Consider the following 16,014-nt stretch of genomic DNA (forward strand, 5'->3'; position numbering starts at 1 on the left):
TTTGCTCTTGTATGGGTTATTTCAAATTTTATAGAATTTATTTAGTTTGTATCCGAAGATTGTATACTTACATTATCCTGCGTCTGGGCATTCTCTATGTCAGGTGTCTGATTAGAGCCTGTATCCGGTGTTTGAGTATCATCTGTCTGTTTGTTATTTGGAACATTAGTTGAACCAACTTTACTGTTAATTACTTTTATTGTAATTGTTTTCGTAGCTGTTCTTAGGTTAGTTCCAGATACTTGATAGGTAACTGTATAGATGCCTGCTTTATCTAATGTAACTAGTCCGTTTGAGACTGCAACATTTTGATTTAATGGATTTTTAACTGAGGTTATCTTAATCAAACCAGTCAAGTTACCACTCTTTAATCCGGATGCTGTAGCTAAACTTAAGACATTATAATTAATAGGCTGGATTGTATTGGTATTAGGATTGTATAAATCTAATCCGCTTGTTACATTATTAGCTGTAATGGTTACAGGATCTACGACCGTAACATAACGATAACAGGTTAAGGTTTTGCCGCTTCTAGGATTCTTTGCAATATATGTGAATTTATATTTGCCCAACTGATTAAAGGTGAATGCAGTCTTAATCTTAGAGTATTTATACGTACCTTTATTACCGTTAGGAGTATTGATCTTGAGTATTATACTACTTCTGAACTTTTTACCTGAACGTAATTTAGCATATAAACCGGATTTCAAGTTGATCGTAGTTTTGTAATTTACCGTTCTAGTAGATGTCATACCAAAGATTTGTGGTTTTTTGTTATCATTTACTTTGATCTTCCTATATTTTACTGCAGTTTTCTTATTTTTAGGGTTTTTAACCTTATATTTAAAGGTATAGGTTCCTAATTTGTTAAGATAAATCGCTTTTCCACGTAATTTTATGTATTTAGAAGAATGTGGCATTTTTACATAAACTAATAATTTTTTATTTAAATTTTTACCTGCATAAGATTTAGCAGACACTTTCTTCTTATAATAGAATAAAGAATTGTATTCTCTATTCTTTTTCTTTGTGCTGAACCCTTTTATAATCGGTTTCTTTAAATCTACGATTTTATATGTAACTACCTTTGATGCAGTACGTCCCAGGGCATCTGTTACGGAATATGTAACTTTAAACTTTTTACCTAATTTTTTGGTCTTTACTTTATTTGCACCTGAGATAGAAACGGTTGAGGTAACATCATTTCCTGCACTATCATATGCGGTGATTGTTGATGTTGGGTTAAAATTTGATCCATATTGAATTTTAGTATTTCTTACCTTAATAGATGGTCTTGCGGCATGCCATGGATTACTACTGTTTGGATCGGTCGGATCCCATCCATTCCATGCGCCTTGTGAAACTTTTATTACAACTGGTTTTCCAAGAGGATCATCAGCAGATGAACCATAGAAGATGCTGACGGTCGTGCCGTAAGAACAGTTGTCATATAACCATTTGGCATCTGCAGTCGTGAGGCGGATACATCCATGTGAAGCTGTTGTGCCAAGTTTATCCCATGCATCATAATCTAGGGATGAAGGATCACCGTTGGTCCAATAGTATACAGAATGAAATAACATACCCGGTCTATACCGGCTGCAGTATTGTCCCCAACAAGGTCCCATCAGTTCATGCCATCGGTACTTTTCTTGTATACGAAAAGTTCCGATTGGTGTAGCCTCTCCGGTTGAGCAAATCATAGCTTTCACTGCAGCACCGGAGCTATTGTAAATAGTAACTACATTTGTTGCTTTGTTAACTCTTATGGAATATGCAGAAGCATAGGATTTACCCATTGAAATTGTAATTGGTGCCAGAACGGCAGCAAATATTAAAACCGTAAGAGCTAAAAAAGCCTTTTTCGTTTTAGTCATTACATTGTTCATTAAATTTCCCCTTTGCAATTTTATTATTAGTAATCAGTATCTAATATATTATATAAGCATTGGTGATAATTTACAACCAAAAGTTTGTACATATTGTAACACTGTTTACATAAAATTCCAATTTTAGACATAAATTTGTCAAAATATAGCGAATTTATTGATTAATTTATAAAAATTTGTTATAATTGTTAACGTAATATAAAAAAATGTCGATAAATTTTATGGGCAGTAAGGAGGCATTTGCATGGAGAAGAAGTATGCGAGGGGCAAATCATTATTAGGGGTTAATAAGATGTGGCTGATACTTTTTCTATTAGTATTAAGTCTTTGCATGCCGGCATATCAGGTCAGAGCAGCATCACGCGGTAAGGTGACTGCCAGTGTTCTGAATTTAAGGAGAAGCTATTCTACCAGTTCTTCTATTATTGGAAAGTTGCCCAAAGGAACTAATGTCAGTATATCTTCTTCAAAGAAAGACCGAAGAGGTATGTTATGGTATAAGATAACTGCAACGGTAAAAGGGAAGAGAAAGACAGGTTATGTAGCGGCTTCTTATATAAAGAAGACTACGACTAGTAAGACTGTAACTAAGAAATCCTCAACTACAAAAGCAAAATACGTGAAAAGATATGCAAAAGTAAAAGGATCCTATGTATATGTCAGAAAATCCACGACCACCAGGTCAAAAGCAGTTGGTCTGCTTCCTAGGAATACGACAGTAAAGGTGATAGACAAAAAATACAGTGGTAAGACTAGATGGTACCGTATTTATGTGAAACGAAACGGGAAAAAAATTAAAGGTTATATGCATTATGCGTATTTAAGTTTTTATTCTGTAAAAGCCAGAACTACTAAGTATCAATTAGGACAAGCTAAAGTAAGAATGTATATGTATAAATCTGCTAATAATTATGATACAAAACTGGCAACTATTTCTGCATATGATCAGCTTATCATTCGCGGTAGTTTGAAAGTGTATAAAACTTATTGGACAAAAGTAAATGCCTATGTAAATGGAAAAATTATTACAGGCTATGTACCATCAAGTAGAGTGACTCAGCTTATTTCAACAGCAAGTACAAGCTATCCGTTAAAAACAGGTTATACGAAAGCGAATACAATTGGAAGAAGAATTGCATCAGGGATATCAACTCAAAGAGGATATTTAAAGCAAGGAACTGCACTGACTATCATGGGTTCTGTAACTGTGAGAGGAATTAAATGGTATAGATGTCAATATTCAGTTTCAGGAAAAACACTAACGGGGTACATATTATCATGGCATGTGTCAATTACAGATGATACAGGTTTTGATGCATCGATCGCAGGATTTCCAAGTAGTTATAAGCCACTTTTAAAGAATTTACATCAGTCTTATCCGAACTGGAGGTTCGTACCTATTAATACAGGTCTTTCCTGGGATACTGTCATTTATAATGAAACCAAGGTAGGTGTAAATACAATTTCGTCCACAGCACCTTCAAATGGTATCAGCGGTACCTATAGTGCACCGTTCTCATATTTGTCTACCGCATCAAATGCATATTCCTGGGCTACGGATACTTACAAATTGTGCGATGGAACAACATGGTATACTGCAGCTGAAAATGTAGTGAAATATTATATGGACCCTAGAAATGCACTTACAGCAACAAAGATATTCCAATTTGAATCTTTGGCATACAATTCTGCACAATCAAAGAGTGTAGTTTCTACTATTCTGAAAGATACATTTATGAATGGTACTTTTAGTTATGTAGAAGGTGGAAGACACTATAGTAAATATTATAATACTACTTTTATGGAGGCAGGACAGCAGGCCGGAGTGAGCCCATACTTTTTGGCAGCACGTGCCAGACAGGAATTAGGCCTTACAGGAAGTGGATCAGTAAGTGGTACTTATCCGGGATATGAAGGATATTATAATTATTTTAATATTGCTGCAAATGATAGTCCTGGCGGCGGTGCAATTGCCAATGGATTAGCGTATGCAAAAAGTGGAACCACCTATGACAGACCATGGAATACACCATATAAGTCGATTGTTGGAGGAGCCAAATATATTGGAGCTTCTTATATACAAAAGAAACAGAATACACTATATTTCCAAAAATTTAGTGTAGTTAATAGTCCGTATTATTACTGGCATCAATATATGACGAATGTACAGGCGCCAACAAGTGAATCAAGTACAACTTACAAAGCTTATAGTAATTATGGAATTTTAAATGATACGATTGTATTTTATATTCCGGTCTATAATAATATGCCGGCTTCACCAAGTCCGTTACCGGTAAAAGCAGGTAATCCGAATAGTTATTTAAAATCATTAGTAGTAAAAAATGGATCACAAAGTTTATCATTTAATAAAACATTTGCTTATAATGAGACATCTTATAATATGGTAGTTCCAAGTGGTGTTAATACAATTAATATAAGTGCAAGTGCAGTGAGTAAATACGCTCAAAGTGTTTCTGGTACCGGAACGAAAGACATTACCAGTTTAACAGCAGGTCACAGTAGAAAATTTTATATTGTCTGCACAGCTGGAAATGGTAGTAGTAGAACCTATACGATAACAGTTACCAGAATGGCTAATTAAGGAGGAATTAATATGAATTGGGCATTGTTTAGAAGAAAAGGATCATCAAATAAGTATGCAATGGCTGCCATTCTAAGTGTATTGCTTCTTATCGGAGGTGTATTTGGTGTAGTAATAAATGGAAGCGCACATGAGGCCTCCATCTATGTAGAAACGATAGATGGAACAGCAAAGCGCCTGGATGAATTTACAGTGAAAATAAAAATTGAGAGTCCTGAGCCGATCAGTATGCTTCATGCATATCTGTCTTATAATTCGGATGTGATAGAATTTGTTTCGAGCAACACAGATTCTATCGTAGGAACAGGAGGAACGGTAAAAATAACAGATACATATCCTGAAGGTGCTACAGAAGAAGTTTATGAGTTGAAGTTCCGAGCCCTTGAATTGGGTATAAGCAATTTAAATCTTTATGATATAAAAGCGGAAGGAGCAGAAAATGCAGAAGCTGTTCAATTACTATCCAAAAGTTCAGCAGTTGAAGTAGTTGTAAATCGTTCAGAACCGTCGGATGCGAGGCTGTATGAACTTTTGGTAGCAAATGGGAAATTGAAACCTGATTTTAATCCAAATACTTATGAATATTCTATAAAGGTTCCATATGAAGTAGAAACTTTTATGTTCAGTGCACAACCTATGAACGAAGAAAGTGTTGTAGAATTAGAACAGAAAGAAAAACTGGATCATGGTGATAATATAATCCTTATAAAAGTAACTTCACCATCGGGAGTAATTCAAACTTATACTTTAAATGTCTACCGAGCATTGACAGAGGATGAGATTCTTGATAATGTAGAGAATGGAAAAAGTGTAAGCGAAGAAACTCCGGATCAGACACCAGATCAGACAATGGATCAGGTAGATTAGCCACAAATGTTTCTGAAAATACACGAGAATAAAAACACTTATACATTAGGTAGAGACTAAAAAGGAGTACAAGAATGAAGAAAAGAGTAATTGCTTTTTTATTGGCAGTTTTGATGACTTTATTGGGCGTAGATACTAGAGCAGTTGCTGTAGGTAATATACAAACGACATCCAATGAAAATCAAACTGTAGTAAATGAGAAACAACAGCCTGAAAGTGTAATGGGCGAGACAGAAAGACAAGAACAGACACCAGAGGAATCTGCTCAACAAACAGAGGAGCAGGATGAAGTAAAAGCTGGCAAAATGGAAGTAGGAGAAAGCAGTATCATTACTTCACTACAAACTTCTATTAATGAAGCTGGTGCTGATACAGCTACTACAGTCACTCTGAATGAGAATGCGGTAGTTAATAATAGTATAACAATTCCATCTCAAAAGAATATTATATTAAACTTAAATACATACCAATTAGAAGCCGGAAAAGAGACACCTGTAATTATCGTAGAAGAAAATGCGACGTTAACGATAGAAGGGAATGGAAGTTTAATAAACAATTTTGATGACGGAGTCGTTATTGAGAATAATGGAACATTGATTTTAAAAGGTGGAACATTGAATGCAGCTGGAAACAGAGGAATGGTAATATCCAAAACAGAAGACGAACAGAAAGTTGAAGGGAATTATGCCCTTACGAGTGGAAGTGTAGTTGCATCAAAAGCAGGCTCTCCTTTATCATCAATTAAAGTTGTTGTTTTGTTGACTCCTGAAAATGTAAAAACATCAAATGTTAATTATCAGTCTTTAAAACTAACATGGGGTAGTGTAGAGGGTGCGAAAGCTTATGAAATCTATAGTTCTAAGGATAAAGATAGTGGATATAGTAAGATAGGAATTACTTCTAATAATTATTATACAAGTGAAAAATTAGTTACAGGTACGACTTATTATTTTAAAGTCAAATCTGTTTCTGAAGGTACAGAAAGTTCGTTCAGTACCGCTGTCTATCGGGCGCCTAAACCGGAAGTGACGGCGAAGATTACAGCTAAAAGTATTAATTATAATAAAGTGAAGATTTCCTGGCGTGCAGTGAATGGAGCGACTCGATACAAGATATATCGTTCAAATCAAGAAAACACAGGATATAAAAGAATTAAAACAGTTTCTAATGTTACAGAATATGTAGATTCCGGTTTACAAAATGGAAGTAAATATTATTATAAGGTGAGAGCATATGCATCAAAAATAGGTGGTTATAATAGCAAAGCGTCTTATGTGAAAGCCGTAATTAAAAAACCGACTAAAGTAAAAGCAAAAAGTGCTTCTTATAATAAAGTCAAAATATCCTGGAATAAAGTATCGGGCGCTTCAAAATATACAATTTATCAATCAACAAATAAGAAGTCAGGTTATAAGAAAGTAGCGACTGTTTCTTCAAAAACAACCTCATACAAAGTTGGAAGATTGAAAACAGGTGTTCATTATTTTTATAAAGTTTATGCAATCAAGAGTGGTGTAAGAGGAAAAGCAAGTAGTGTTGTATATTCAGCACCAAAGCCTAATAAAGTTACTCAAATAATTACGAGAAGCGGAGGAAATAAAAAATCAGTTATTTCCTGGACAAAACCCAAAGCTGCAAAAACATACCGAGTTTATCGTTCGACTAATAAGTCTTCCGGTTATCAAAGAATAGCTACGGTATCTTCAAACTCTTATACGGATACAGATTTGAAGAATGGAACTACCTATTATTATAAAATTGTTTCGGTAACCGGTAAGGCAAAGAGCAGCTACAGTCGTGCAGTAGAATTTACAAATGCAAAAAGAGTAAAGTTGAACAAATCTTCGATTAGTCTGCAAGCAGGTCAAACTAAGACTTTAAAAGCATCTGTTTCGCCTTCAAAAACAACCACGAAGACAGTTAGATGGAGTTCTTCCGATAAAAATGTGGTAAAGGTAAATCAAAGGGGAAAAATTAAAGCTGTATCACAAGGGACAGCAGTTATTACTGCAAAAACGGCAAACGGAAGGATAGCAAAGTGTACAGTCACTGTTAATAAAGGTATCGTTGTTGTGTTAGATCCGGGGCATGGAGGATATGATAGCGGAGCTGTATATAACGGTGTATATGAAAAAGATATAAATCTTAAAGTATCAAAATATACCAAAGCTGAGTTAGAAAAATATAGTGGTGTAGCAGTTTATATGACAAGGACTACCGATGTTTATCCTACGCTTGCAGAGCGTACGGAGTTTGCGCAGGAAAAGGGTGCAACATGTTTTGTTTCACAGCATTTCAATGCATCCGTTAGTCATACAGCTGCAGGTGTTGGAGCCTTTATAACATTAAATAACGGATATAATTCGGAAAGTAAAGCTTTGGCTAAAAAGGTTATCTCACAGCTTAAGAGTGATATAGGAATTGGTGAATGGGGTGTTTATACAAGAGCATCAAACGATTATCCGGGTCAAGACTATTATGCAGTAATCCGAGGTAGCGTTGCGAAAGGTTTCCCTGGAATTATTGTAGAAAATGCTTTTATGGATTCCAGTGATTTTTCCAGATTCTTAAACAGCGATTCAAAATTAAAGAAAATTGGAATTTCCAATGCAAAAGCGATAGCAGCTTACTATGGATTAACAAAATAATTATATGAAAAAAGGGCGTCGTACTTTAAGTACGACGCTCTTTTTTATATGCAGTTAATTAGTAAGTTTGAATAAATTCCAGATAAGCTTAAAAAGGCCAGAACTCCGCAAATAAGCCTATGAAAACTTTGTTCAGATATATTCCAGCGTATTTTCTCATTTCGTAAAAACACTAAGAGTGGAACGAATAAAGGAATATAATAACGTCCCTGAACTCCATTTATTTTAAATTCCCCCACAGGAGTGAAGGCAAGATACATGGAGGTCCAAATCAAGCATACGATTCCGAAAATCAGAAAACCAAGGTAAGAACGCTGAAACTTTGACAGAGTAAAACTTTTTTCATTTTTTGGTCTTACAAATGCTACAACACAGAGTAAAATTACAGGAATAAATGTTAAAGGCATTGGTATATAACCTGCGTGTGCAAAAAAGATAGAAGCATCCCTAAATATATAGTCTCCGAAAGTAGAAAAAATGCTAGAAAGCAACAATTTCGTATATTCCAATGGATGATTGAAAATAACAGACATCTGACTTGCAATATCAGTTGCACCACCCCGGTCATCACTACCAAGTCCACCGCTGGACCCAGTACCCGTGGCTGCTGCACTTACACTAGTTTGTAGAGCAGGCAGGAGGAACGTACTTAATACAACTATAAAAGTTATTATGATTCCGATTTTAAAAATAAGCATTTGCTTTTTGTCTTCAAACTTTTCTTTTGGAAGCAATAATATTAATAACAAAAGTGGAATATATATTGCCTTGGAAAAGCTTCCCAAAGAAAAACACAAAATTGTCAGGAGCATCTTCCACCATACGACTTTTTCTTTTGGGGTAAGCATTTCATTTAACCATAAGACAAAACCAAGTATTATGAAACCGGTAATAAAAGAATCATACGTATATGTGGAAGACAAAAAGAGTGAAGTCGGTAAAAGACCGACTGCTAAAATATATACCTTACCGGCTTTGGCAATACGGATGCTGATTCCTAATAAGAGAATATAAACCAAAAGGTTACCAAGTTTTCCAAACATATAAAACCAATCCGCAGGCAGATGTAGAAACTTTCCAATTAGTAAAAAGGCGGACTGTCCAAGATAAGCACGATGATTATAGGAAACAAACTTATCAATGGAAATACTGGGTGAATCTGTAGATAAACTCTTTAAATAACCAGATACTTCGTTCCGCTCTTCGTAGCTATTAAAATTGGGTACTGTAGAATCGCGCATTAATGCAGTGGAACTTGTATAGGAACCAAATACTTCTAAATAGGATGACTTAAAGTGAATCTGTTCATCCCATCCCGGTGTTTTTGTACCGATAAATAAAATCATAGTAAATCCAATTATGATTCCAATGATTCCAAATCCAATAGAGAGATTCTTTTCAAATACTTCCTTGCAGAAAATAAGGAAAAATAAAAGAAAGAAGCATACAAATATAAAAAAGATGCGATAAGGATTCAGTTGAAAAGAGGTATCAAGAGTGATCGAGTCAAAAGATGCTTTTGCAGCTTTTGGAACTTGAATACTCAATTTTTTAATATGTTTATTAAGATTAATACAACTTTTAGAAAGTTGTGGATAATAAGTATCTTTTATTTGGCTCAAGTCTTGTTCTGAACCATAGTTGGATAAAACATTGCCATAAACGATATATTCGAAAGATTCACCCTTTGATTCCAGTTTTAGGAATAACTTTTTGGCATATACAGGTTTTGAGAAAGAAATGGTATAAGTCTGAAATGCATAGGTTTCTAATAATGTCATATTAGAATCTTCTTTTGTAACTTTAACAGAATTGCTTCCGTTTTGTATCACATCTAAATTAAAGATGGAAGCTTCAAGTATAAAACTGAAAAGAAGTCCGGTTATAATTATAATAATAATTTTTTGCCATAGAGAAAGCTTAGTATGTAATTTCATTTTGTTTTTCTCTCCTTTCGTGGATTCTTAGGAAGCAGACAGAAAACAGTTCCCAGAACACATAAGGTAAAAATACAGTCCCAGACAAGAGGTCTGGTAGTATTATGATTATAAATAATAGATATCAAGTTTCCATTCAATTTTTCTCCATTACATTGACAGGAAATATCATGGTACTTCTCGGGTGTAATCCAAAATGCCGGCGGATTTGCAGAATCTATATCGGAGAAAGTAAGTTGTAATTGATATGCTCCATTCAATGGTTCCTTTACAAGGAATGGAAGAAGTAAAAAGCTGTTATGTCCGACGCCAGCTAAAGTAACCTCACCGGAGTAAACTGATTTTGATGTAGATTTTTCAATTAAATGATAATGAATTGTTCCCTTTTCTACTACCCGTGTATCCGTCGCCATATAAAAACCAATAAATTCTACAGGTACGTTGTTAGCGCTTAGCTCAAGGTCATATTTTGTATTGTTGCTGACCGGCTCAGAAAAATAACTTTCTTCATTTAAGGAAGAAAGTGTCTGCGCGGCAAAAAGAGTTTTTTTGGGATGTATATAGGATATAACAAGTACACCTAAACATCCAAGAACCCCAAGTAAAAAAAAGATACGTAGGGTCTTTGGTGTGATTCTATTTCGTAATTTCATATTGATTCCTTTCTGCATGGTAATAATTTAATGAATTAAGAAAAACGTATTAAAGAAAGACAATCCTGTTGCAATAAAAATAATATTTTCAAAAAATTCCTTATGTTTTTTGCTTTTTGAATTACTTATTTGATTATATAGTAAAATTAAAACAATAATAATAGAAACATACATAAACAGATACGTACGTTCACCTGACCCCCAGATTGTAGGAGTGAATCCTATAATAAGGCGGGAGCAAAAGCCTACAGCCAATATAAATATAGAGAAAAACCCTTGCAGCCTGTCGTCAAAAATATGATATACACAATAAATTAGCGGAATACAGGCAAGACATAATATAAAATCCGGCCCCCAGCTTTTAATCGAAGTCAGTAAGATTCCCGTTCCATGATCTGTGAGACTGGAAATAGTATTACCGATTCCGGGGAAAATACCTCCGGAAATATTTCCAAAAACTCCAAACACTAAGCTAATGATTACGGGGATAAATCCAATGGTGCGATGAAATCTGTCTTTGTATTTAAGTAGAATAAAGAATAACACTATGGTACAAAAAACCCCAAAGAATACATTTGGCGTCATTATATAATGAAACAGTGTAGAGGAGAATCCCATTTCAAGTTTTCTGAAAAAAGAAAGCTGATTAAAATCAGGAAACCATACATCAACTTCAGTCTGGTATCTAACTTTATTCCCCGGACTCAACATAATGAAAAGAAGACTAAGGAAGCTTAATGCGGTTTGAAACCAGATATAGACATTTCTTTTCTTTTTCAAAAAGAAGAAGAATGTAAATGAGATATAAATTCCAAAAATAATGGCACACATTTGTTCTAAATTAGCACCATAGAACAACGCAATACTATATAACGGGTATTCCCATATGTGAAAGGTCTCACCATCAAATACTTTCTTTATAGGAAGGAAGGAGATTAGTCCAAATCCTAATGGCCATAGATAATTTATAGTAGTAGCCATCCAGCCTGCAGTATTCATATGTAAGAAAGGATACATAAAGAACAAACAGCATATTATAATGTTACATTGTAATATATTCCTTTTAGCAAATAATTTTGACAAAGTATATATAATAAGAATACACACAATTGTATCTAGTAATTTCCATAAAATCGGCATTTTTACCAAAGTTACTAAAACTGCTTCAATAAAAATTCTTGAGGACCAGGTCTGATATCTAGCTTTTAAAAATTCTGTTAATGACAATTCATCGAGAGAATGCATAAAAATTAAATCATCTCCATAATTAGTGTCTATAATGAGATGCAAAACAAAAACAATAATTCCAAAAACTATGATTGGAAAATAAGGTTTACAGATGACATTCAATGTTCTTTTTTTTAGAGATGATAAATTCAAAGTTGAATCCTCCTAATCATTTAGTGATATCTTCCTTCATTGATTTTAACACATTTTTTCAAAAATACAACTATCCTGAATTAGTTAGTAATAATTTGTTTTTTACTGTAGAATTAGAAGGATTTATATGGAAATGTGCAATGATATTTGCTGCACACGTAAAAAGACTGACAAAATATGGAAACTAAAACAAAAGTAGTTCATTACAACAGTTGACATAATCATATAATTATGAGAAAATGCTTCCTTGTAGAATTAAAACAAATTAGTTGTATACAAAGGGGGGGTATATGATTCAAAGGAGGAATTAAATTGAGTTTATATGAAACCAATCATTTAAAATTTCAAGTTAAAGAACATATATTTAGCGGTGACGCTATTTATATCAATCTTGGCATTAGAGCAGGTTATTGTATAAATAATACTCTGGATCTTGATACCCAGGAAGAAGTAAAGTTAAATATGTCATGTGCACATATATTCTTAAACTATTTAAAAGAGGTTGTTAATGAAGATCCAGGTCTAATGATACGTGGAACTGTTACGAAAAATGCGATTCATATTTCCATGAAAACAAATAAAAGAGATATTGATGAAGATATGCAGGAATTGTTGGATATTATTTATCGAATACCATTGGAATATGATATGTTTCAAAAAGCAGTAGAAGTAACTCGTAATGATTTCAGGATTAAGAGCAGAGAATCAGTATATCAAGCTAAACATAGGCTGATGGAATTTTCGGATTTAAATAAAGGGTTCAACTATAAAGAGTTTACTGAAGCAATGAATACGGTAACTTTTGAAAATTTCTTAGTTTATATGGAAAAATTGATAACAATACAAAATAGTTTTTTGTTTATAAACGGTAATATAAAAACAATAGAGAACTATATATTCTACAACTTCATAAAATATGAAAATGGTAGAGAATATAATGTGAAGAAGTTATTTGAGAGTAAGGATCTTACATTACTTATTGATCAGCATTTTTTATGTAAGAGCCGTGAAAATTTTAAGGCTGGATGTATCCGATTTGACTTTTTAAATAAGGAATTTGACACAACGAAAAAATTAGTTCTGTTATCGCTTATATCATCCTGCTTATTTAAAGAAAAAGCAGAATTATGTGTTGATGAATATGATTCCAGCATATTGTACTATAATCAAGATTTACTTAAGTACAAGGATAAAATTAATGGATGTTGTAAAACCGAAAAATTACAACAAATAAAAAGTGGAATTTTAATTAAATATTCCGAATTACTAAATAAGAAGCCAGAATTGTATAATCAGATTTTTGTTGAAATGGCGATGATGGGAAGTGATTTAGAAGAGTTTTTAAATATAATCGAAAACATAGATAATAAGTCAGCGCAAGAATTATACAATATGGGGAAATTAAAAATCACAGAAAGTCATTTGGTTTATATAGAAGACGAAGAAGAAAAAAAGAAACAAAAAATCATTACTTCAGATTTTAAAAAAAATAGAGTTATGTATTAGACGTTTTTAGATCAGTTACATACCATTATCCTTCTATTTCAATACTTTGAATAGTATTGAAACAGAGGGCTTTTTTTATCTTTATAAGAATATGCGTTTTATTTACTATTTTTCTATCTATTAATATATATAATATTCATTCTTTTGTATTACATATGTAACAAATATGTTAAAAAGATTTAATACTAAGCGAACAAAATATGAGATTTGTGATAGTTGGATAAAAAAAGTCAAGAAGTAGTACGCTAATGCGATTGACATTATTAAGAAAATGTGAAAAGATATTACAAATGTATTAAAATGATAACAGTATAAAAGCGCATAATGATTATTTACATATAAGGAGGGAGTATCATGAGTTTAAACGACATGAACCATTTAAAATTTACTATCAATGAACATAACTATAATGGAAGAGATATATATATTAATTTAGGAATTGGAGCCGGATATTGTATAAAGAAAATCTGGAATTCAGATAATCAGAAGGAAGTGGAGATTAATACATCTTGTGTTTGTATATTTTTAAATTATATAAAAGAAATTGTTAATGAAGAACCGGGCTTAAAGGTAGATGGGACGATATCTAAAAATGTGATTCATATTTCAATGAAAACATCAAAAGAAGAAATGGATGAGGACATGCAGATGTTGTTAGATATCATATATCGCTTACCGGTAGATAAGAGAATATTTGAAAATGCCGTTAAGAAAACCAGAAGTGATTTTAATAAGAAAATAAAGGATATTGCATTTCAAACTAGAAACAAGATGATGGGATTTTCTGATTTTAGTAATAGTTATAATTATAAAGATTATAAAAGCGACTTGGATAAGGTTACTTATGAAGATTTTTTAGCATTTTTTGTGAACTTAATTACATTTGAAAATAGTTATTTATTTATTAATGGGAATATAAAGACACTGAGGGATTTTATGTTTTATCATTTTATAAACAATGAAAAAGACAGAAAATACCAGATAAAGAAATTCTATGAAGAAAAAGATATATTTTTATTAACGAATCAGCAAAATATTTTGAAGAATTATGAGAATTACCAAATAGGTTGTATTCAGTTTGATTTTTCGAATCAGGAATTTAGTATTACGAATAAATTTGTATTGTTATCAATTATTGCATCTTCGCTATTTCAAAATAAAGCTGAAGTAAATGTGGATGGGTTAGAACCTTGCATTTTATATTATAATCAGGAATTAGCAGAGTATAAAAAAAGAATTTTTGATTGTTTTAACAGCCAGAATTTAAAGCAGATAAAAAATGGAATTTTAGATAAATATTCAGAACTACTAGATAAAGAGCCAAAGAAGTTTGGTCAGGCTTATGTTGAGATGACTATGCAGGGAAGTGATTTGGAAGAATATTTAAATATTATAGAACAAATAGATGAAAAGTCTGTTAAAGATCTGTATCGTAAGGGCGATATAAAGATAACTGAGAGACATTTGATATATTAGGAAATAAATAGGGTTAAGATGAAGAAACTCATCTTAGCCTTTTTTGTTTTATAGAAACTTATTCAATGAGCTTTTTCTATCCTGCCCGTTTTTGTCTGTTACTAGTTGAATCTTACTAACGAAAATGATATACTAAATTGAATTATGTGGAAAAATAGGAATCTAAAGGAGTATTTAGAATGACAGACAATAAATTCTTACATTCGATAAAAGAGGTTTATGATAGTAGAAAATTAATTGGGAATTTAGCAAAAAATGATTTTAAAAGAAAATTTGCCGGCTCTTATCTGGGAACCATATGGGCGTTTATACAGCCAGTTGTTACGGTGCTGGTGTACTGGTTCGTATTCCAAGTCGCAATGCCGGCAGCACGACAATCTTCTGAATTTCCGTATGTTTTATGGCTGGTTACGGGAATTGTACCTTGGTTTTTCTTTCAAGATGCCTTGACTGGAGGTACGAATGCTCTTCTAGAATATAATTATTTAGTTAAAAAAGTAGTATTTCAAATAAAAGTGTTACCTATCGTTAAAGTTTTGTCTGCTATATTTGTTCATGTTTTTTTTGCAGGAGTTATGCTTGTTATATTGGCAGGTTACGGGAGATTTCCTGATTTGTATACCTTGCAGATTTTTTATTATACTTTTTGTGCATTTGTATTAGTGTTGGGAATTTCCTATGCTACCAGTGCTATTGTTATTTTCTTCCGGGATTTGAATCCGATTATAAATATTATATTCCAGGTAGGAGTGTGGATGGTTCCTATTATGTGGCAATTATCTGTTCTGGAAGATAAGATGGTTAAGCATCCGTGGATAGAATATGTTTTTAAATTAAATCCCATGTATTATATTATCTATGGCTATCGAGAAGCAACACTATTTAAAGTATGGTTTTGGGAGAGACCGTTACTTACGGCTTATTTTTGGATTTTTACTATCCTTATGTTTCTATTTGGAACGCGGACTTTTAAAAAATTAAAAACTCATTTTGCAGATATACTATAAATTGTTACAGCTCAGCCATGTCATTCATAATGTGCCTTTTCTGCACGGC

Annotated in this window: 10 protein-coding genes; 6 read left to right on the forward strand and 4 right to left on the reverse strand. The window is 32.8% G+C overall.

Translation table 11 applies throughout. From position 1 onward, the window contains the following. Positions 1–41: 41 nt before the first annotated feature. Entirely contained in the window at positions 42–1,889 is a 1,848-nt protein-coding gene (locus DWV06_RS16490) for a L,D-transpeptidase (protein ID WP_115483307.1), read from the reverse strand. A gap of 244 nt (positions 1,890–2,133) precedes the next feature. On the opposite strand from DWV06_RS16490, the gene DWV06_RS16495 reads away from it, so the two are divergent. The 3 genes from DWV06_RS16495 to DWV06_RS16505 all read left to right on the forward strand — a co-directional run bounded on the left by DWV06_RS16495 (position 2,134) and on the right by DWV06_RS16505 (position 8,006). Further along, on the forward strand, positions 2,134–4,491 hold the full coding sequence (locus DWV06_RS16495; RefSeq protein WP_115483309.1) for an SH3 domain-containing protein: 2,358 nt from the start codon (positions 2,134–2,136) through the stop codon (positions 4,489–4,491). A 12-nt stretch (positions 4,492–4,503) separates the two neighbouring features. Continuing rightward, on the forward strand, positions 4,504–5,358 hold the full coding sequence (locus DWV06_RS16500; protein WP_115483310.1) for a cadherin-like beta sandwich domain-containing protein: 855 nt from the start codon (positions 4,504–4,506) through the stop codon (positions 5,356–5,358). A gap of 74 nt (positions 5,359–5,432) precedes the next feature. Continuing rightward, on the forward strand, positions 5,433–8,006 hold the full coding sequence (locus tag DWV06_RS16505) for an N-acetylmuramoyl-L-alanine amidase (RefSeq protein ID WP_115483311.1): 2,574 nt from the start codon (positions 5,433–5,435) through the stop codon (positions 8,004–8,006). A 44-nt stretch (positions 8,007–8,050) separates the two neighbouring features. On the opposite strand, the gene DWV06_RS16510 is transcribed toward DWV06_RS16505, so the two are convergent. From DWV06_RS16510 to DWV06_RS16520, 3 genes are read right to left on the reverse strand one after another with little or no spacing between them, the layout of a single operon-like run. Next, a complete protein-coding gene (locus DWV06_RS16510) occupies positions 8,051–9,943 on the reverse strand; it encodes a DUF2142 domain-containing protein (RefSeq protein WP_115483312.1) in 1,893 nt (630 codons plus the stop codon). Next, positions 9,940–10,596, reverse strand: coding sequence for a hypothetical protein (locus DWV06_RS16515; RefSeq protein ID WP_115483313.1), 657 nt, complete (start codon positions 10,594–10,596; stop codon positions 9,940–9,942). The genes DWV06_RS16510 and DWV06_RS16515 overlap by 4 nt, the downstream gene beginning before the upstream one ends. A 27-nt stretch (positions 10,597–10,623) precedes the next feature. Continuing rightward, the gene (locus DWV06_RS16520) at positions 10,624–11,976 is read right to left on the reverse strand and encodes a DUF6056 family protein (RefSeq protein WP_115483314.1); all 1,353 of its coding nucleotides are present in this window, start codon (positions 11,974–11,976) and stop codon (positions 10,624–10,626) included. A 312-nt stretch (positions 11,977–12,288) separates the two neighbouring features. Between DWV06_RS16520 and DWV06_RS16525 the strand changes: the two genes are divergently transcribed. From DWV06_RS16525 to DWV06_RS16535, 3 genes are all read left to right on the forward strand, one after another. Next, the gene (locus DWV06_RS16525) at positions 12,289–13,482 is read left to right on the forward strand and encodes a hypothetical protein (protein ID WP_115483315.1); all 1,194 of its coding nucleotides are present in this window, start codon (positions 12,289–12,291) and stop codon (positions 13,480–13,482) included. A gap of 354 nt (positions 13,483–13,836) precedes the next feature. After that, positions 13,837–14,958, forward strand: coding sequence for a hypothetical protein (locus tag DWV06_RS16530; RefSeq protein ID WP_115483316.1), 1,122 nt, complete (start codon positions 13,837–13,839; stop codon positions 14,956–14,958). Positions 14,959–15,137: 179 nt separating this feature from the next. Beyond that, complete coding sequence (locus DWV06_RS16535) at positions 15,138–15,965, forward strand: ABC transporter permease (protein WP_115483317.1); 828 nt, start codon at positions 15,138–15,140, stop codon at positions 15,963–15,965. The last annotated feature ends 49 nt before the right edge of the window (positions 15,966–16,014 follow it).

The organism is Anaerosacchariphilus polymeriproducens, assembly GCF_003363435.1.
Taxonomy (GTDB): domain Bacteria; phylum Bacillota; class Clostridia; order Lachnospirales; family Lachnospiraceae; genus Anaerosacchariphilus; species Anaerosacchariphilus polymeriproducens.